Origin of the sequence: Streptomyces daghestanicus, from assembly GCF_020521275.1 — a bacterium.
Lineage (GTDB): Bacteria > Actinomycetota > Actinomycetes > Streptomycetales > Streptomycetaceae > Streptomyces > Streptomyces griseoviridis.
This window is the reverse complement of sequence record NZ_BNDX01000008.1, coordinates 1,728,187-1,743,668: the sequence shown is the minus strand read 5'-3', so window position 1 is coordinate 1,743,668 and position 15,482 is coordinate 1,728,187. Positions and strand designations below refer to the sequence as shown.

Annotated in this window: 13 protein-coding genes and 1 pseudogene; 5 read left to right on the top strand and 9 right to left on the bottom strand. The window is 72.2% G+C overall.

Features of this window, described 5'->3' with window-relative positions; genetic code table 11:
- Positions 1-56 precede the first annotated feature (56 nt).
- The gene (locus Sdagh_RS17385; protein ID WP_189421976.1) at positions 57-392 is read left to right on the top strand and encodes a histone-like nucleoid-structuring protein Lsr2; all 336 of its coding nucleotides are present in this window, start codon (positions 57-59) and stop codon (positions 390-392) included.
- Between the two features lie 65 nt (positions 393-457).
- Here the strand turns inward: Sdagh_RS17385 and Sdagh_RS17380 are convergent, their stop codons facing one another.
- Complete coding sequence (locus Sdagh_RS17380) at positions 458-1,072, bottom strand: SCO3374 family protein (RefSeq protein ID WP_226535254.1); 615 nt, start codon at positions 1,070-1,072, stop codon at positions 458-460.
- 430 nt (positions 1,073-1,502) lie between these two features.
- On the opposite strand from Sdagh_RS17380, the gene Sdagh_RS17375 reads away from it, so the two are divergent.
- Complete coding sequence (locus tag Sdagh_RS17375; RefSeq protein WP_189421978.1) at positions 1,503-4,028, top strand: ATP-dependent Clp protease ATP-binding subunit; 2,526 nt, start codon at positions 1,503-1,505, stop codon at positions 4,026-4,028.
- Positions 4,029-4,569: 541 nt separating this feature from the next.
- On the opposite strand, the gene Sdagh_RS37215 is transcribed toward Sdagh_RS17375, so the two are convergent.
- Together Sdagh_RS37215 and Sdagh_RS37000 are read right to left on the bottom strand one after the other, a co-directional pair.
- Positions 4,570-5,649, bottom strand: a complete 1,080-nt coding sequence (locus Sdagh_RS37215) for an NACHT N-terminal Helical domain 1-containing protein (RefSeq protein WP_373301896.1) — start codon at positions 5,647-5,649, stop codon at positions 4,570-4,572.
- Positions 5,585-6,040 (bottom strand): annotated as a pseudogene (locus Sdagh_RS37000) (NACHT N-terminal Helical domain 1-containing protein); the annotation flags it as partial. The pseudogene Sdagh_RS37000 and the gene Sdagh_RS37215, both read right to left, overlap by 65 nt.
- 287 nt (positions 6,041-6,327) lie before the next feature.
- Between Sdagh_RS37000 and Sdagh_RS17365 the strand changes: the two are divergent.
- Positions 6,328-6,990 carry a M23 family metallopeptidase gene (locus Sdagh_RS17365; RefSeq protein WP_190012082.1) on the top strand — a complete coding sequence of 221 codons (663 nt, stop codon included), beginning with the start codon at positions 6,328-6,330 and terminating at the stop codon, positions 6,988-6,990.
- Between the two features lie 22 nt (positions 6,991-7,012).
- Here Sdagh_RS17365 and Sdagh_RS17360 read toward each other — a convergent pair whose 3' ends face one another.
- The gene (locus Sdagh_RS17360) at positions 7,013-7,603 is read right to left on the bottom strand and encodes a TetR/AcrR family transcriptional regulator (RefSeq protein ID WP_190076948.1); all 591 of its coding nucleotides are present in this window, start codon (positions 7,601-7,603) and stop codon (positions 7,013-7,015) included.
- 134 nt (positions 7,604-7,737) lie between these two features.
- On the opposite strand from Sdagh_RS17360, the gene Sdagh_RS17355 reads away from it, so the two are divergent.
- Entirely contained in the window at positions 7,738-9,327 is a 1,590-nt protein-coding gene (locus Sdagh_RS17355) for an MDR family MFS transporter (protein WP_189421983.1), read from the top strand.
- A 366-nt stretch (positions 9,328-9,693) separates the two neighbouring features.
- On the opposite strand, the gene cseC is transcribed toward Sdagh_RS17355, so the two are convergent.
- The 5 genes from cseC to Sdagh_RS17330 all read right to left on the bottom strand — a co-directional run bounded on the left by cseC (position 9,694) and on the right by Sdagh_RS17330 (position 14,385).
- Entirely contained in the window at positions 9,694-11,127 is a 1,434-nt protein-coding gene (gene cseC / locus Sdagh_RS17350) for a two-component system sensor histidine kinase CseC (RefSeq protein WP_190076947.1), read from the bottom strand.
- A gap of 6 nt (positions 11,128-11,133) precedes the next feature.
- The gene (gene cseB / locus Sdagh_RS17345) at positions 11,134-11,835 is read right to left on the bottom strand and encodes a two-component system response regulator CseB (protein ID WP_189421985.1); all 702 of its coding nucleotides are present in this window, start codon (positions 11,833-11,835) and stop codon (positions 11,134-11,136) included.
- 113 nt (positions 11,836-11,948) lie between these two features.
- Positions 11,949-12,602, bottom strand: a complete 654-nt coding sequence (locus tag Sdagh_RS17340; protein WP_370594909.1) for a hypothetical protein — start codon at positions 12,600-12,602, stop codon at positions 11,949-11,951.
- Positions 12,590-13,141, bottom strand: coding sequence for a SigE family RNA polymerase sigma factor (locus Sdagh_RS17335; protein WP_189421986.1), 552 nt, complete (start codon positions 13,139-13,141; stop codon positions 12,590-12,592). The genes Sdagh_RS17340 and Sdagh_RS17335 overlap by 13 nt, the downstream gene beginning before the upstream one ends.
- Before the next feature lie 299 nt (positions 13,142-13,440).
- The gene (locus tag Sdagh_RS17330; RefSeq protein ID WP_189421987.1) at positions 13,441-14,385 is read right to left on the bottom strand and encodes an iron-sulfur binding domain-containing protein; all 945 of its coding nucleotides are present in this window, start codon (positions 14,383-14,385) and stop codon (positions 13,441-13,443) included.
- 203 nt (positions 14,386-14,588) lie between these two features.
- Here Sdagh_RS17330 and Sdagh_RS17325 point away from each other — a divergent pair, with 203 nt between their 5' ends.
- Positions 14,589-15,419 carry a hypothetical protein gene (locus Sdagh_RS17325; protein ID WP_190076946.1) on the top strand — a complete coding sequence of 277 codons (831 nt, stop codon included), beginning with the start codon at positions 14,589-14,591 and terminating at the stop codon, positions 15,417-15,419.
- Positions 15,420-15,482 lie beyond the last annotated feature (63 nt).

Below are 15,482 nucleotides of genomic sequence, written 5' to 3'. Positions count from 1 at the left end.
TACGGCGGGGACGCCGGCGGACCCCGACCCTCACGTTATCGATGAAAGGAAATCCGGTGGCACAGAAGGTTCAGGTCCTTCTTGTCGATGACCTCGACGGCGGCGAGGCGGACGAGACCGTGACGTTCGCGCTGGACGGCAAGACGTACGAGATCGATCTCACCACCGCCAATGCGGACAAGCTCCGTGGCCTTCTCGAGCCTTACGTGAAGGGCGGCCGGCGCACCGGTGGCCGTGCTTCCGGCGGACGCGGAAAGGCCCGCGCGGCGTCCGGCGGCAACCAGGACACCGCGGCCATCCGCGCCTGGGCCAAGGAGAACGGCTACGAGGTCAACGACCGCGGCCGCGTTCCGGCCACCATCCGCGAGGCCTACGAGAAGGCCAACGGCTGACCCCCGGGTCCGCCGCCCGGCCCCGCACCGGACCCTCCGCGACCCGACGGGCGGCGCGCTCACGGTCACCGCTGCGAGCGCGGCACGGCCGCGCCCCGCAGCCGGAGGCGATGGCAGTGCGTCGCCACCGTGTCGACCAGTCGCGCGAGATCGGGTGCGCGACCGGGGGTGCTCCCGGCGCCCCCCGGGGCCGCGACGGCCGACAGCGCCGGCAGCGAGTCCTCGACCTCGCGTCCCGGCTCGGGGGGCCGCAGCCACACGGCGGCCCCCTGCTGATCGCCCCGCACCCCTCCGGCCGCGGCCCCCGGCGGCTCCCGCTCGCCGGACGCCTCGCCCTCCGGGCCGAGCCCGTACGGCAGCGGCGCCTCCACGAGGCCGCCCGCGCCGATCGCCGACAGATCCAGCGGCAGTGACCCCCACTCCAGCCACTCCAGCAGCCCCGGCAGCTCCTCCGCGCTGCCCGCGGCCACGAGCAGCAGCATCCGGTCACCCCGCAGCGCCACCGGGCCACCGGTCCCGGCGCCCGCGTCGAGCCGCCGCAGGGCCGCGCGTCCTGCCTCCGCCGGGACGTCCAGGACGTCGAAGCGGACCCCGGTCCGCAGCCGTACCGGAATGCCCGGCGCCGTCTCCCAGCCCAGCCGGTCCTCGTACCACCACCGCGTCCTCCGGACCCCCGCCATGTCCGGAGCAACCGCCGGGCCGGGCCGGGAGTTACGCTGAGTGGCACGGCGGGTGCGCAGGGTGCCGGATGCGGGGGCGTGCGGGGGTGCGGCGGGGCACAAGGTTGTTCGCCCGTAGCGGAGGGAAAGGGGCCGCGCGGCATGGACTGTCCGTCCGGGCGGGTAAGACATCCCTAGTGGGAGGGGGCGACACGCAGAAAAGGCGGTCTCACGTTCGCCATCGGCGTACTGGCGACTGGGGTAAGTGCCTGGCCTGCGGGAACATCGTCTCGCACCATCGGGTTGAGGCAGATGTCGGCGTTGCGGGTCAGGAGGCCATCGACGGTGTCGGCAGTTGGAATGAGCGGTCCCCGCTTGCGGGACTAAGCTGCGGAAGGACAGGGAGGGGAAGTTCCCCTTACTGCCTGACCGCTCTGAGGAGCGATTAACGATGTTCGAGAGGTTCACCGACCGCGCGCGGCGGGTTGTCGTCCTGGCTCAGGAAGAAGCCCGGATGCTCAACCACAACTACATCGGCACCGAGCACATCCTCCTGGGCCTGATCCACGAGGGTGAGGGTGTCGCCGCCAAGGCCCTTGAGAGCCTCGGGATTTCGCTCGAGGCGGTCCGCCAGCAGGTGGAGGAGATCATCGGCCAGGGCCAGCAGGCCCCGTCGGGTCACATCCCCTTCACCCCCCGTGCCAAGAAGGTCCTGGAGCTGTCGCTCCGCGAGGCCCTTCAGCTGGGTCACAACTACATCGGCACGGAGCACATCCTGCTCGGCCTGATCCGTGAGGGCGAGGGCGTCGCCGCCCAGGTCCTGGTCAAGCTGGGCGCAGACCTCAACCGGGTGCGGCAGCAGGTGATCCAGCTGCTCTCCGGTTACCAGGGCAAGGAGACCGCCACCGCCGGCGGCCCTGCCGAGGGCACCCCCTCGACGTCCCTGGTCCTCGACCAGTTCGGCCGGAACCTCACCCAGGCCGCCCGTGAGTCCAAGCTCGACCCGGTCATCGGGCGCGAGAAGGAGATCGAGCGGGTCATGCAGGTGCTGTCCCGCCGTACCAAGAACAACCCGGTCCTGATCGGTGAGCCCGGCGTCGGCAAGACCGCCGTCGTCGAGGGCCTCGCCCAGGCCATCGTCAAGGGCGAGGTGCCCGAGACCCTCAAGGACAAGCACCTCTACACCCTGGACCTCGGCGCGCTGGTCGCCGGCTCCCGCTACCGCGGTGACTTCGAGGAGCGCCTGAAGAAGGTGCTCAAGGAGATCCGCACCCGCGGCGACATCATCCTGTTCATCGACGAGCTGCACACGCTGGTCGGTGCGGGTGCCGCCGAGGGCGCCATCGACGCCGCTTCGATCCTGAAGCCGATGCTGGCCCGCGGCGAGCTGCAGACCATCGGCGCCACCACGCTGGACGAGTACCGCAAGCACCTGGAGAAGGACGCGGCCCTGGAGCGCCGCTTCCAGCCCATCCAGGTCGCCGAGCCCTCGCTCCCGCACACCATCGAGATCCTCAAGGGTCTCCGTGACCGCTACGAGGCCCACCACCGTGTCTCGATCACGGACGAGGCCCTGGTCCAGGCTGCCACCCTGGCCGACCGGTACATCTCGGACCGCTTCCTGCCGGACAAGGCGATCGACCTGATCGACGAGGCCGGTTCCCGGATGCGCATCCGCCGGATGACCGCGCCGCCGGACCTCCGCGAGTTCGACGAGAAGATCGCCGGTGTCCGCCGGGACAAGGAGTCCGCGATCGACTCGCAGGACTTCGAGAAGGCCGCCTCCCTCCGCGACAAGGAGAAGCAGCTCCTCGCCGCGAAGGCCAAGCGGGAGAAGGAGTGGAAGGCCGGCGACATGGACGTCGTCGCCGAGGTCGACGGCGAGCTGATCGCCGAGGTCCTCGCGACCGCCACCGGCATCCCGGTCTTTAAGCTCACCGAGGAGGAGTCCTCGCGGCTCCTGCGCATGGAGGACGAGCTGCACAAGCGGGTCATCGGCCAGAAGGACGCCGTCAAGGCGCTCTCGAAGGCGATCCGCCGCACCCGGGCCGGTCTGAAGGACCCGAAGCGCCCCGGTGGCTCGTTCATCTTCGCGGGCCCCTCCGGTGTCGGTAAGACCGAGCTGTCCAAGGCGCTCGCCGAGTTCCTCTTCGGTGACGAGGACGCGCTGATCTCCCTCGACATGTCGGAGTTCAGCGAGAAGCACACGGTGTCGCGGCTCTTCGGTTCGCCCCCCGGTTACGTGGGCTACGAAGAGGGCGGCCAGCTCACCGAGAAGGTGCGCCGCAAGCCGTTCTCCGTCGTCCTCTTCGACGAGGTCGAGAAGGCCCACCCGGACATCTTCAACTCGCTGCTGCAGATCCTGGAGGACGGTCGCCTGACCGACTCCCAGGGCCGGGTCGTGGACTTCAAGAACACGGTCATCATCATGACGACCAACCTCGGCACCCGGGACATCTCCAAGGGCTTCAACCTCGGCTTCGCCGCCGCGGGCGACACGAAGACCAACTACGAGCGCATGAAGAACAAGGTCTCGGACGAGCTGAAGCAGCACTTCCGGCCCGAGTTCCTCAACCGCGTCGACGACGTGGTGGTCTTCCCGCAGCTGACCCAGGAGGACATCCTCGCGATCGTCGACCTGATGATCGGCAAGGTGGACGAGCGCCTCAAGGACCGGGACATGGGCATCGAGCTCTCCCAGTCCGCCAAGGAGCTGCTGTCCAGGAAGGGCTACGACCCGGTGCTGGGCGCGCGTCCGCTGCGTCGCACGATCCAGCGCGAGATCGAGGACACGCTGTCGGAGAAGATCCTCTTCGGCGAGCTGCGCCCCGGTCACATCGTGGTCGTGGACACCGAGGGCGAGGGCGAGACCCAGACCTTCACCTTCCGCGGCGAGGAGAAGGCGGCCCTGCCCGACGCCCCGCCGATCGAGCAGGCGGCCGGCGGCGCCGGTCCGAACCTGAGCAAGGAGGCGTAAGCCTCGACGGAAGGGGCCGGTACTCAGTCGAGTACCGGCCCCTTCCGCTGTCCCGGCACGGTCACTCCTCGGGGAGCGGGGTGTGTGGGGGTTCAGCTCGACGGCCGGGGGCAGCGCGCCGGCAGGGGGGACACGGCAGCCGGGCGGGGTGGTGACCTGTCGCAACCGGGCACGGGCCGCCGGCGGGGCCAGGCCGACCTCGTCCGCCGCGGCTGTGCGGCTCGGCGGCGTTCAGCTCAGGACCGGAGTGGTTCCAGGCCGGCGAGGGCCCGCCAGTCGTCCGGTGCGGGCGGTTCGTCGAGGTCCGGGCCGGGCTGGTAACAGCGCGGGGGAACCGGTGAGCGCGCGCAGTCCCGGCGCGTGCCGCGGCGTGAAAGAGGCACTCCAGCGGTGCCCTGCCGCGGCAACGCGTCCGCTCCCGGCCACGGTGTGGCACCACGCATGCTGAGCGAGGTCAGGCCGGTGAACGCGTCCAGGGCCGGATCGGTCATGCCCGGGAGGTCGGAACCCCAGCAGGCCCAGCTTCTCCAGGGCAGGCCGGTCAGCGGCTCCAGGGACCGGACGCCCTGGGCAGTCGTCGAGGAACACGGAGCACAGGGTTCCGGCACCCGGCGAGCGGGGACAGGTCGCGGAGAGGGTTCCGGCGCGGGGACAGGCTCTCCAACCGGTCCCCGCCCAGGGCCGCCAGGGTCCGTTCGGGAGCGAAGTCTCCGTCGAGGCCGACCCGCGGATGCCCGCCCAGCCTGCCCAGGGCGGCCAGTTCCTCCGGGGACCGGACCACGAGGGTGGTCTCGGGGGTGTCCAGCAAGGGGCGGGCGATCTCTTCCGCGTAGCTCTCCGTGTCGAAGTCGCTCCAGTGGCCCCGAGCTGACTGCGGACCCCGGGGCTGCGGAGACGGCGGAAACGCGTGCGGAACGCAAGCGCCGCGTCCCCGCCCAGCAGACCGGCCGTGTGGACCACCGCGCCGGCCGCCTGTCCGTGCTGGACCGCCTCCGGGCCCAGCAGAGGGGATCAGAGGGGCGAGCGCACCGGTCAGCCGTTCCTGACGGGCGGTGGTGACCGGAGCGCCACTGGACGAGCGTGGTCTTCCCGGAACCGGCGTCCCCGCGCAGCGGGACCCGGTCGTGCCCGGCCAGGGCACGGTCGACGGGCCGCGGGGCGCGGGCGGCGCCGGAGTGCCGCCGGGGAGGCCGGACGCGGACGGCGACGCGTGTTCACCGCGGTGGGTCCCGGCCAGGCCGGGACAGGCGGTGCCGAGGGGCCGGTCGCCGCCGTGGTGCAGGTCGATGCCGTGGACGGTCAGCCGGCCGTGCTTCGCCTCCAGGTAATCGGCGTAGCGCTGCTCGAACGCCGCGTCCTCGGCCGCGCGGGAGGCCGGGCGGGCGGCCAGGAGGTCGGTGCGCCTGATCAGCTCGTCGAACTGACGCTGCTGCTCGAAGAAGGCGCGGGCGACGAAGGACGAACGCCGGGTGAAGAAGTCCGGGACGTGCAGGCAGGCGCTGTCCAGCAGGTGTACAGCGCCTCGGCCTCCGTGCTGGGGAACCGTGCCTCCCGCGCGTCGCCGGCCCGGTGCGCAGGGCCGCGGCCGGCTCCTGTGGCCCCGGCCGGGCGGCCTGGACATCGTCCAGGTGCAGGTCGCCCAGGGAGCGGAGGCTGCGGGCCAGGGCGACGACGACGGCGCCCGGCTCCGCCTCGGCCGGCCGGATGCCTCCCGCCTCCCGGGCGGCCCGCCGCACCAGTTCCTCGACCAGGCTCCGCAGCTCGCCCAGGGTCCGTATCCCGCCCCGGAAGGACACCAGGGCCGACAGGCACACGGGGCGGTCGACCAGCTCCGCCCCCGGCCCGTCCCGTACGAACAGCCCCCTCACCAGCGGCCCGGCCGGGCTCGACGCGAACGTGGCGCCCGGCGCCGTCGGTTCCACGTCCAGCCACCCCCGTGCGCCGCCGAGAGCCCACGCCCGAGTAGCCCCCGTCACATTCGGGAGTCTCCGCGCCGAGCCCCGTGGTGACATGCCGCACAGGCGATCCGAGGGGTACTACAGGGAATAGGAGACCGGACGAGAGCCGGCAAAACGGGCACGTCCCCGCACGGGGATTGGGTGTACGCGGGGCTCTGACCTGCTTTGTCCTGAATGAGACTTCTGTCGGTTGAAGGGAAGTTTCAGGGTCAATTACTAGATAAGGTCGTAGGTCACACCTTTGTGCGGGTACGGCCGGGTGGGTTACCAAGGTGGAGCCCGCCCGGTGAGCGTCCGTCTCCCGGAGGGCGTTCCCTTGATCCCGTCCCCATGAGGTTCGTATGTCCCCGCGTGTCACGTCCCGTTCTTCCCGTACGACCGCCCTCCGCACCCGCGCCGCAGTCCTGGCCGCCGGCCTGGGAGCCTCGGTCGCGCTGGGAGCCGGGGTCGCGGCCGCCGCCGACACCACGGCGGCCTCCACGACCGCCGGCGCCGTCCACGCGCAGGCCGAGGCTCAGGCCAAGGCCGCGCAGACCGCCACCGCCAAGAAGACCGAGGCGAAGCAGGCCGCCGCCAAGAAGGCCGCCTCCTGGGTCGACCCGGTGAAGAAGTACACCCTGAGCGCCAAGTTCAACCAGGCCGGCGGCATGTGGTCGCACAAGCACAGCGGCCAGGACTTCGCCGTCCCGACCGGCACCGACGTGCTGGCCGCCCACGGCGGCACCGTCGTCAAGGCCGGCGGCAACGGCGCCGGCGACGGCCCCGCCTACGGCAACGCCATCGTCATCAAGCACGGCAACGGCACGTACTCCCAGTACGCCCACCTGTCGCGGATCGACGTGAAGATCGGCCAGGTCGTCAAGACCGGCCAGCACATCGCCCTGTCCGGTTCCACCGGCAACTCCAGCGGCCCGCACCTGCACTTCGAGATCCGTACGACCCCGAACTACGGCTCGGCCGTCGACCCGGTCGCCTTCCTGCGGGCGCAGGGCGTGTCCGTCTGACGGGCGTGCCCCGACAAGAGCCTCAGCCGCCCTGATGGGCCTGGGTGATCAGATCGATGGCGACCTCGAGAATGGCCTTGCGCTTGGTCTCGGGGTCGCCTTCGAGGTCCTGGAGGACGATCATCCCGGCGTGCAGCGTGAAGAGCGCGCTGACGCAGCGCACCTGGTCGGTCATCTCCGCCTCGGGGTCGACCAGGATGTCCTTCAGGCTCAGCGTGCGGTTCTTGAGCATCTCGCCGATGCGCAGCTCCCGTACCGTCGCCTGGTTCTCCTGCATGAAGCGGAACAGCGGGGCGGCGCCCGACAGGGCCGCGCTGTACCGGCGCACTATCTCCTGCTTCGTCTCCAGGGACCGGGGCTGTTCCAGCCCCCACTCGATCAGCTCCCCCATGGGCTGCGTGAGGTCCTCGAAGAGGCTGACCAGGATCTCTTCCTTGGTCTTGAAGTGGTAGTAGAGGGCCGCCTTCGTGACCTCCAGGCGCTCGGCGATCTCGCGCAGGGAGGTCTTCTCGTAACCCTGCTCGGCGAAGAGTTCGAGGGCCACGTCCTGGATGCGCTGGCGGGTGTCCCCGCGGCGTCGGTGCTGCTTGGTGCCGTCCATCGTGTCGCCCATCCTCCTACGTCACCTCCGTTCCGCGCACGTTCCGAGAAACTTACTTGACGCCCGGCTAGTTACGCGGCTACCTTCCGAGTGTAGTCACTAGCCGGGCGGCAAGTAAGTCCCGGATGCCTGGGGGAGACGGAGCGATGGCGGAGACAGCGACGGCCGGGACGACCGGCGAGAAACAACCGAGGAGCGTGCGGGTCGTCCTGCTGGCGCTCATGATCGCGATGATGCTCGCGATGCTGGACAACATGATCATCGGCACCGCGATGCCGACGATCGTCGGTGAGCTGGGCGGGCTGGAGCACCTTTCCTGGGTGGTCACCGCGTACACCCTCGCCACCGCCGCCGCCACCCCGCTGTGGGGCAAGCTCGGCGACATGTACGGCCGCAAGGGCACGTTCATGACGTCGATCGTGCTCTTCCTGATCGGTTCGGCGCTCAGCGGCATGGCCCAGGACATGGGCCAGCTCATCGCCTTCCGCGCCGTCCAGGGCCTGGGCGCCGGCGGTCTGATGGTCGGCGTCATGGCGATCATCGGCGATCTGATACCGCCGCGCGAGCGCGGCAAGTACCAGGGCATGATGGCCGCCGTGATGGCGCTCGCGATGATAGGCGGGCCGCTGGTCGGCGGCACCATCACCGATCACTGGGGCTGGCGCTGGTCCTTCTACATCAACCTGCCGCTCGGCGTCGTCGCGCTGGCCCTGATCAGCGTCGTACTGCACCTGCCCAGGAAGCGGGCGCAGGCGAGCATCGACTATCTCGGGGCCGCGCTGCTGACCATCGGCATCACCGCGATCGTCCTCGTCACCACCTGGGGCGGCACGGAGTACGCCTGGACCTCCGCGCGGATCATGGAGCTGATCGGCATCGGGGTCGCCGCACTGGTCGGCTTCGTGTTCTGGCAGACCAGGGCCGCCGAGCCGGTCGTGCCGCTGCACATCTTCCGCAGCCGCAACTTCACGCTGATGTCCCTGATCGGTTTCATCACCGGCTTCGTGATGTTCGGCGCGACGCTCTTCCTGCCGCTGTACCAGCAGTCGGTGCAGGGCGCGTCCGCGACCAACTCCGGGCTGCTGCTCCTGCCGATGCTGGGCGCCATGCTGGTGACGTCGATGGTGGCGGGCCGGGTGACCACCAACACCGGCCGGTACAAGATCTTCCCCATCGCCGGCGGCGCGCTGATGACGGTCGGTCTCTATCTGCTGTCGCTGATGGACACCGACACCTCGCGGCTCACCTCGGGGCTGTACATGGCCGTGGTCGGCCTCGGCATGGGCTGCCTGATGCAGATCACCATGCTGGTCGCGCAGAACAGCGTGGAGATGAAGGACATGGGCGTGGCCTCCTCGTCCACCACCCTGTTCCGTACGCTCGGCTCCTCCTTCGGGGTGGCGATCATGGGTGCCCTGTTCAACCACCGCGTCCAGGACGTGATGGCCGAGCGGGCCGGCGCGCTGGGTTCCAAGGTGACCGAGCAGTCCGCACAGCTCGACGCGGCGAGCCTCGCCAAGCTGCCGGCGGCGGCCCGGGAGGCGTACCAGCACGCGGTCTCGGCCGGCACTCACGGGGCGTTCCTGCTCGGCGCCGGGGTCGCGGTGCTGGCCCTGGTGGCGGCGGTGTTCGTCAAGGAGGTCCCGCTCAAGGGGACGGGCCCGAAGCCGGCGGACGCGGCGGACGGACCCGACGAGGGCACGGCGGTGAAGGCGCCGGCGGCCGAGGCGGTCTGACGCGGGTCCCGGCCCCGGATTCCCGACCCGGGCTCCGGCCCCGGGCCCCGGCGTCCGGCCCCGGGCTCCTGACCCGGGCGGTCTCGGGGCCCGGCCCTGGGCTCCCGACCCGCGCGCGGGAAGCTCGCCGGTCCCCGGGGACTCCGCGCAACCAAGAAGCCCCTGGGCACCTGCCCAGGGGCTTCCGGCTTCCGGCTTCCGGCCACCCGGGAAACCGGGACATGACCGGCACCTCACGGCATGTCCAGTGCCCCAGGGCATGACCGGCGCCGCAGGACATGACCGGAACCTCACGGCATGTGCCAGCGTCCCACGGCGGGTCCAGCGTCCCAAGGCATGACCGGCGCTCAGGGCATGACCGGAGCCTCAGCCCCGCTTCCCGCCTGCCCCCGACCCACGCGTCGACCCGCCGGTGGACCCACGCGTGGACCCGCCCGTCGACCCGCCCCCGGTCCCCTCCGGCAGCATCGGATAGCTGCCGGTGTTGGTCGGGGCGTGCTCCGGCAGCCACAGCACGGCGACGGCGCCCTCGGCCGGCGCGTCCTCGGGGGCGCCCGGCGACCGCACGTTGCGGAAGGTCAGCCGGGCACCCAGGACCCGTGCCTGGCCGGCCGCGATGGTCAGCCCCAGCCCGTGACCCCGGCCCGCCCGGTCCGCGCTGCCGGTGCGGAAGCGGCTCGGCCCCTCGGCGAGCAGCCCCGCCGGGAACCCGGGCCCGTGGTCGCGGACCCGCACCACCCGTCCCTCGACGGTGACCTCGACGGGTGGCCGGCCGTGCCGGGCGGCGTTGGTGAGCAGGTTGAACAGCACCCGCTCCAGGCGGCGCGGGTCCGTGGTGACCGCCGACTCGTGCAGCACCCGCACCTGGACGTCCCCGCCCCTGGCCGCCACCCGGCGGGTCACGAACTGGCCCAGCATGAGGTCCTGCAGCTCGGCCCGCTCCGAGGCGCTGTCCAGCCGGGCCACCTCCAGCACGTCCTCGACCAGGGTGCGCATCGCCTTCGCCCGGTCCAGCACCAGCTCGGTCGGCCGGCCCGGCGGCAGCAGCTCGGCCGCGGTCAGCAGGCCCGTCACCGGGGTGCGCAGCTCGTGCGCGATGTCGGCGGTGACCCGGCGCTCCGCCTCCAGCCGCTGCTGCAGGGTCTCCGTCATCGCGTCCACGGCCCGCGCGAGGTCGTCGGTCTCGTCCCGCACCACCCCGCCGATGGCGTCCCGCACCCGGACGTCGGTCGCGCCGGCGGCGACCTGGTTGGCGGCGGCGGCGGCCTTGCGCAGCCGCCGCGAGAGCTGCCCGCCGATCAGCACCCCGAGCGCGCTGCCGCCGAGCACGACCGCGATCGAGCCGATGACCAGGGCCTGGTCGAGATCCTGGAGGATGTCGGAGCTGCGGTCGGTGAATCCGGTGTGCAGCGACATCACATGCCCGTCCTTGAGCGGCACGGCGGCCCAGATGTCGGTGGCGCCGCCCGGCCGGTCGGAGACGTACGTCGCCCGGCGGCCCCGCTCGACCCGCTCGCGCAGCTCGGCGGGGAGCGCCGCGTCGTCGATCTGGGCGTTGGGGAAGTTCAGCCGCCCCGACAGCTCGTAGTTGCGCTGGGCGACCAGGATGCGTTCGTCCGCGAGGTCACGCGCGTTGTCCAGCATCGACACCCGGGCCGCGTTGTGCACGACCAGGCTCAGCACCACCGCGACCAGCGCGCCGACCAGCGCGATCGCCGCGCTCAGCTTCCACCGCAGACCGGTGCGGATGCGTGTGTGCCGTACGACGGCGGTGGTCAGCCGCCGGAGGAAGCCCCGCATACCCGCTCAGGCCTTCAGCTTGTAACCGAAGCCGCGGACCGTCTCGATGCGGTCCTGGCCGATCTTCGTCCGCAGCCGCTGCACATGGACGTCGACGACCCGGGTGTCCCCGCCCCAGCCGTAGTCCCAGACGCGTTCCAGCAGCCGGTCGCGGGAGAGGACCGTGCCCGGCGCGGTGGAGAACTCCAGCAGCAGCCGCATCTCGGTCGGCGTCAGCGCCACCGGCTCGCCCGCCCGGCGCACCTCCATCCCCTCGGTGTCGATCTCCAGCGCGCCGAAGGTGAGCGTCCCGCCGGAGGCCGCGGCAACCCGGTCGTCGTGACGGCCGCCGCCCGCGTGGCCGAAGCGGCGCAGCACCGCGCGGATACGGGCCACCAGGACCGCCGCGTCGAACGGCTTGGTCACGTAGTCGTCGGCGCCCGCCTCCAGGCCGAGCACCACGTCGATGGAGTCGGCCCGCGCCGACAGCATGATCACCGGCACGGTCGACTCGTCCCGGATGCGGCGGCACAGGCTGACGCCGTCGAGGCCGGGGACCATGACGTCCAGCAGGGCGATGTCGGGCCGTCTCGCCCGGAACGCCTCCAGGCCCGACAGGCCGTCGGGCATGGCGGTGACCGCGAAGCCGTCCCGCTCCAGGGTGAGCTGGGTGGCCTCGCGGATGACGTCGTCGTCCTCGACGAAGAGGACGTGGGTCTGCTCTGTCATCCGGCTGCTCTCAGTCGTCGAAGGTGGTCGGCGCGCGCCGTGCGCCGGGCACCGCTTCATCGGTCCGGACGGGCCGAACGGTTCGCTCGGGGATCACGGGCGGACGGGCCGGCTCAACTGTCCGGGACCGGCGAGGCACCGGTCCCCGCCACGTTGCTGTAGTCGTTGTGCGTGCGGTACTTCTCGGCGAACCGGCCCGCGGACCAGCGGTACGTGATCACGTTCTCGACGGACGGGTTCGACACCGGGTCGTCCTTCTCGTACACCTGCTTGGTCACCACGAGGTCGCCGCGGTCGATCTCCGCGTACACCGGCGGCTCCTCCGCCTGGAAGACGTGCCGGTAGCGGCCGTCCTCCTCCCGGTACACGTACACCCCCACGCCCACCGCGTCGCCGCAGGTCAGGACGTTGACGAGGAGGTCCTCGGCGGGGCCCCCGGTCAGCTCGCCGTAACTGACGTCGATCGGGTACTCGTCGGCGACGCACGGCTTCAGCTCGCGCTTGACCTCCGCCGAGACCTGCGGGTCGCTCTTGATCAGGCGGACCGCGTCCACCCGGCCGGGTGCCCTGGCCGGGGAGGTGACGGCCGACGGCGAGGGGGAGGGCGAGGCGGTCCGGCCGGCCGCCGCGTCCGACCTGGCCGGCCCCTCGTCACGGGTGCCGGTCCCGCCCGCCGCGCAGCCGGCGAGCAGCACGGCGGCGACGACGGCCCCGGCCACCGCCGGCACCGCCGCCCTGACGTTCAGGAACCCGCTCAGGCCGCGCACCGCTCCCGCTCCTCGTGCTCCAGCGCGCGTGCCTCCGACTCGCGGGCGACCAGCTCCTCGCGGAGCCGGGCGAGCGCCCGGTGCAGCGTGCTCTTGACCGTGCCGGCCGACATGCCGAGGGCGGCGGCCGTCTCCTCCGTGGACATCTGCTCCCAGTGTCGCAGCACGACCACACTGCGCTGCTTGGGGGCGAGCACCTTCAGTACGTCCATCAGCAGCGCCCGGTCGGCGTGCTGCTCGGCGGCGTCGTCCACGGCCGGCTCGGGGAGCTGCTCGGTCGGCACCTCCTCCAGCTTGCGCGCCCGCCACCACTCGGTCCGCGTGTTGATCATCACCCGGCGCAGATAGGCGTCCGCGAGCCGCTTGTCCTCGATCGTCTCCCAGCGGCGGTACGTCCGTGCCAGCGCGGTCTGGAGCAGGTCCTGGGCGTCGACGGGGTCCGGGACCAGCCGGCGGGCGCTGCGCAGGAGCGCGTCCTGCCGGGTACGGACGTACTCCTCGAACCCCAGCACCTCGCCGTGCGTCTGCGTCTGCGCCATGGCCGACCGCCTCCCGTTCCCCGTGTGTGTTCCGTGGTCCCGCCGTGCCTGTGGGGCACGGGAACGAAGGTAGGGAAGCGTTGTCACGGCGCTGTGCGGGCAAGGCCGCGACCGGCACTCGGCTGTCCGTCGGTTGTGTAACAGACGTGAGCCCGAGATGAAGGAAAGGGTTGATCGGTACGTATGTGGGCGCTTATGTCGACGTGTCGGACGGGGACGGAGGCGCGTACGGCGGTCGCCCGGACGCCGACCGCCGGACGCCGACCGCCGGGCCCCGGCCGCTGTGCCCCGGCCGTGGGTCAGCTCAGCGGCAGCCGGTAGCGGCCGCCGGCCAGCGGCTCCACCAGGCCGTCGGCGACCAGGCCGTCCAGCGCGCGGGCCCGCTGCACCGGCTCGTGCCACACCCGGTCGAGCGCCGCCTGCGGCACCGGCCCGTGGGCCTCCCGCAGCACCGCGAGCAGCCGCCCGCGTACCTGCCGGTCGGTGCCCGCGTACGTCTGGCCGCGGCGCGGCGGACCGTCGTGGGCCGGCTTGCCCGCCAGCCGCCACGCGCACTGCGCGGCGATCGGGCAGCGGTGGCACGCCTCGTTCTTCGCGGTGCAGACCAGCGCGCCCAGCTCCATGGAGGCGGCGGCCCAGCGCGCCGCGGTGGTCTCGTCCTCGGGCAGCAGCGCGCGGGCGAGCCGGCGCTCGGCGGCGGTGGTGGCGTTCGGCGGGTACTGCACGCCGGTGACGGCCCGCGCGAAGACCCGGCGCACATTGGTGTCCAGCACGGCGTGGCGCCGGCCGTAGGCGAAGGAGGCGACGGCGGCGGCCGTGTACTCGCCGATGCCGGGCAGGGCGAGCAGGGCCGCGTGGTCGGACGGTACGTCACCGCCGTGCCGTTCCGTTATGGCGGCGGCGGCGCCGTGCAGGCGCAGCGCGCGGCGCGGGTAGCCGAGCCGGCCCCAGGCGCGGACGGCCTCCCCGGGGGCCTCCGCGGCGAGGTCGGCGGGGCGCGGCCAGCGCGCGAGCCACCGCTCGTAGACGGGCAGGACGCGGCTGACCGGCGTCTGCTGGAGCATGAACTCGCTGACCATGACCCCCCAGGCGCCGGCTTCGGGGCGCCGCCACGGCAGATCGCGGGCGTGTTCGTCGAACCAGTCGATGACGGGGGCGTGCAGCGGTGAGCCGGCCGGGGCGGACTCGGCGGCCGGGTCGGGATCGGCGGGACCGGTGTGCGGGGGCTTCGTGGGCGCAGTCATGACCCGTCGATCCTGCCACGGAAGGACGGCCGCACGGGCGCACCGCCACCCGGTGACGTCGGTCACCTGAAGTGATCAAGGGGTGACGGTGCGGTGGCTGACGGCCTGTCAGGGACGGCTGCGAAATGATGATCCGCAAAAGTTGATGCCCCGAACGGCGGGTGGCGCAAGGAAGCGCACCGATCTCTCGTACAGTTTCCGCCGTGGGATCTCTGCGCAATCCGGTCGGGCCGCTTCCCTCCTCCATCTACTGGCGTCGGAGGGCCGTACTGCTGTCCGTCGTCGTCCTGTTGGCGCTTCTCGTCACCTGGATCGTGACCATGGGCGGCGGGGGTGGCGGAGGCGGTCATGACGACGGGGCCGACGGCAAGAATCCCGCGCCCTCGATCACTCCGGGACCGTCGGGTTCGGGTCCCGCGATCAGCCAGGCGCCCGGCGGGCGCGACGAGTCGGGGGACGAGGAGTCCGGCGGGAGCGGTTCGGGCTCGGGGTCCGGCTCCGGGGACGGCGGTACGGGGGAGTCCGGCGGCGGTTCCGGTGCCGCCGGCGGCGCGGGCGCCGGGGGCGGCACGGGCTCGGGTGCGGCGGCCGGGGTCGGTGCGGGCGACGCCCTGTCCGGCGGCACCTCGCTGCCCGACTGCACCGCCGGAGCGGTCGAGTTGAGCCTGCGCAGCGTCCGCAACACCTACGAGCCCGGCCAGACCCCGGCCTTCGAACTCACCGCGCGCAACAGCTCCGCCGGCGACTGCAAGGTCGACCTCGGCCCCAAGCACGCGGTGCTGACGATCACGCGGGCCGACGGCGACGACGCGTTCTGGTCCTCCGACGACTGCCCGAAGGACGCGGCGAGCCTGCTGTACCGGGTGCCGGCCGGCAGCGGCATCACCTACACCGTGAAGTGGGACCGCAAGCCCAGCGCCCCCGAGTGCGCCACCCCGAAGCCGGGCTCGGCCAAGCCCGGCACCTACCTGGTGGAAGCAGAGGCCCCCGGCTTCCCGAAGGAACAAACGTCCTTCGTCCTGAAGCCCGCCTGAGGGGGCGCGGGGAACCGCGCACAGCACTTGAAGCACCCCGCACCAGAAGACGCCCGCCCCCGA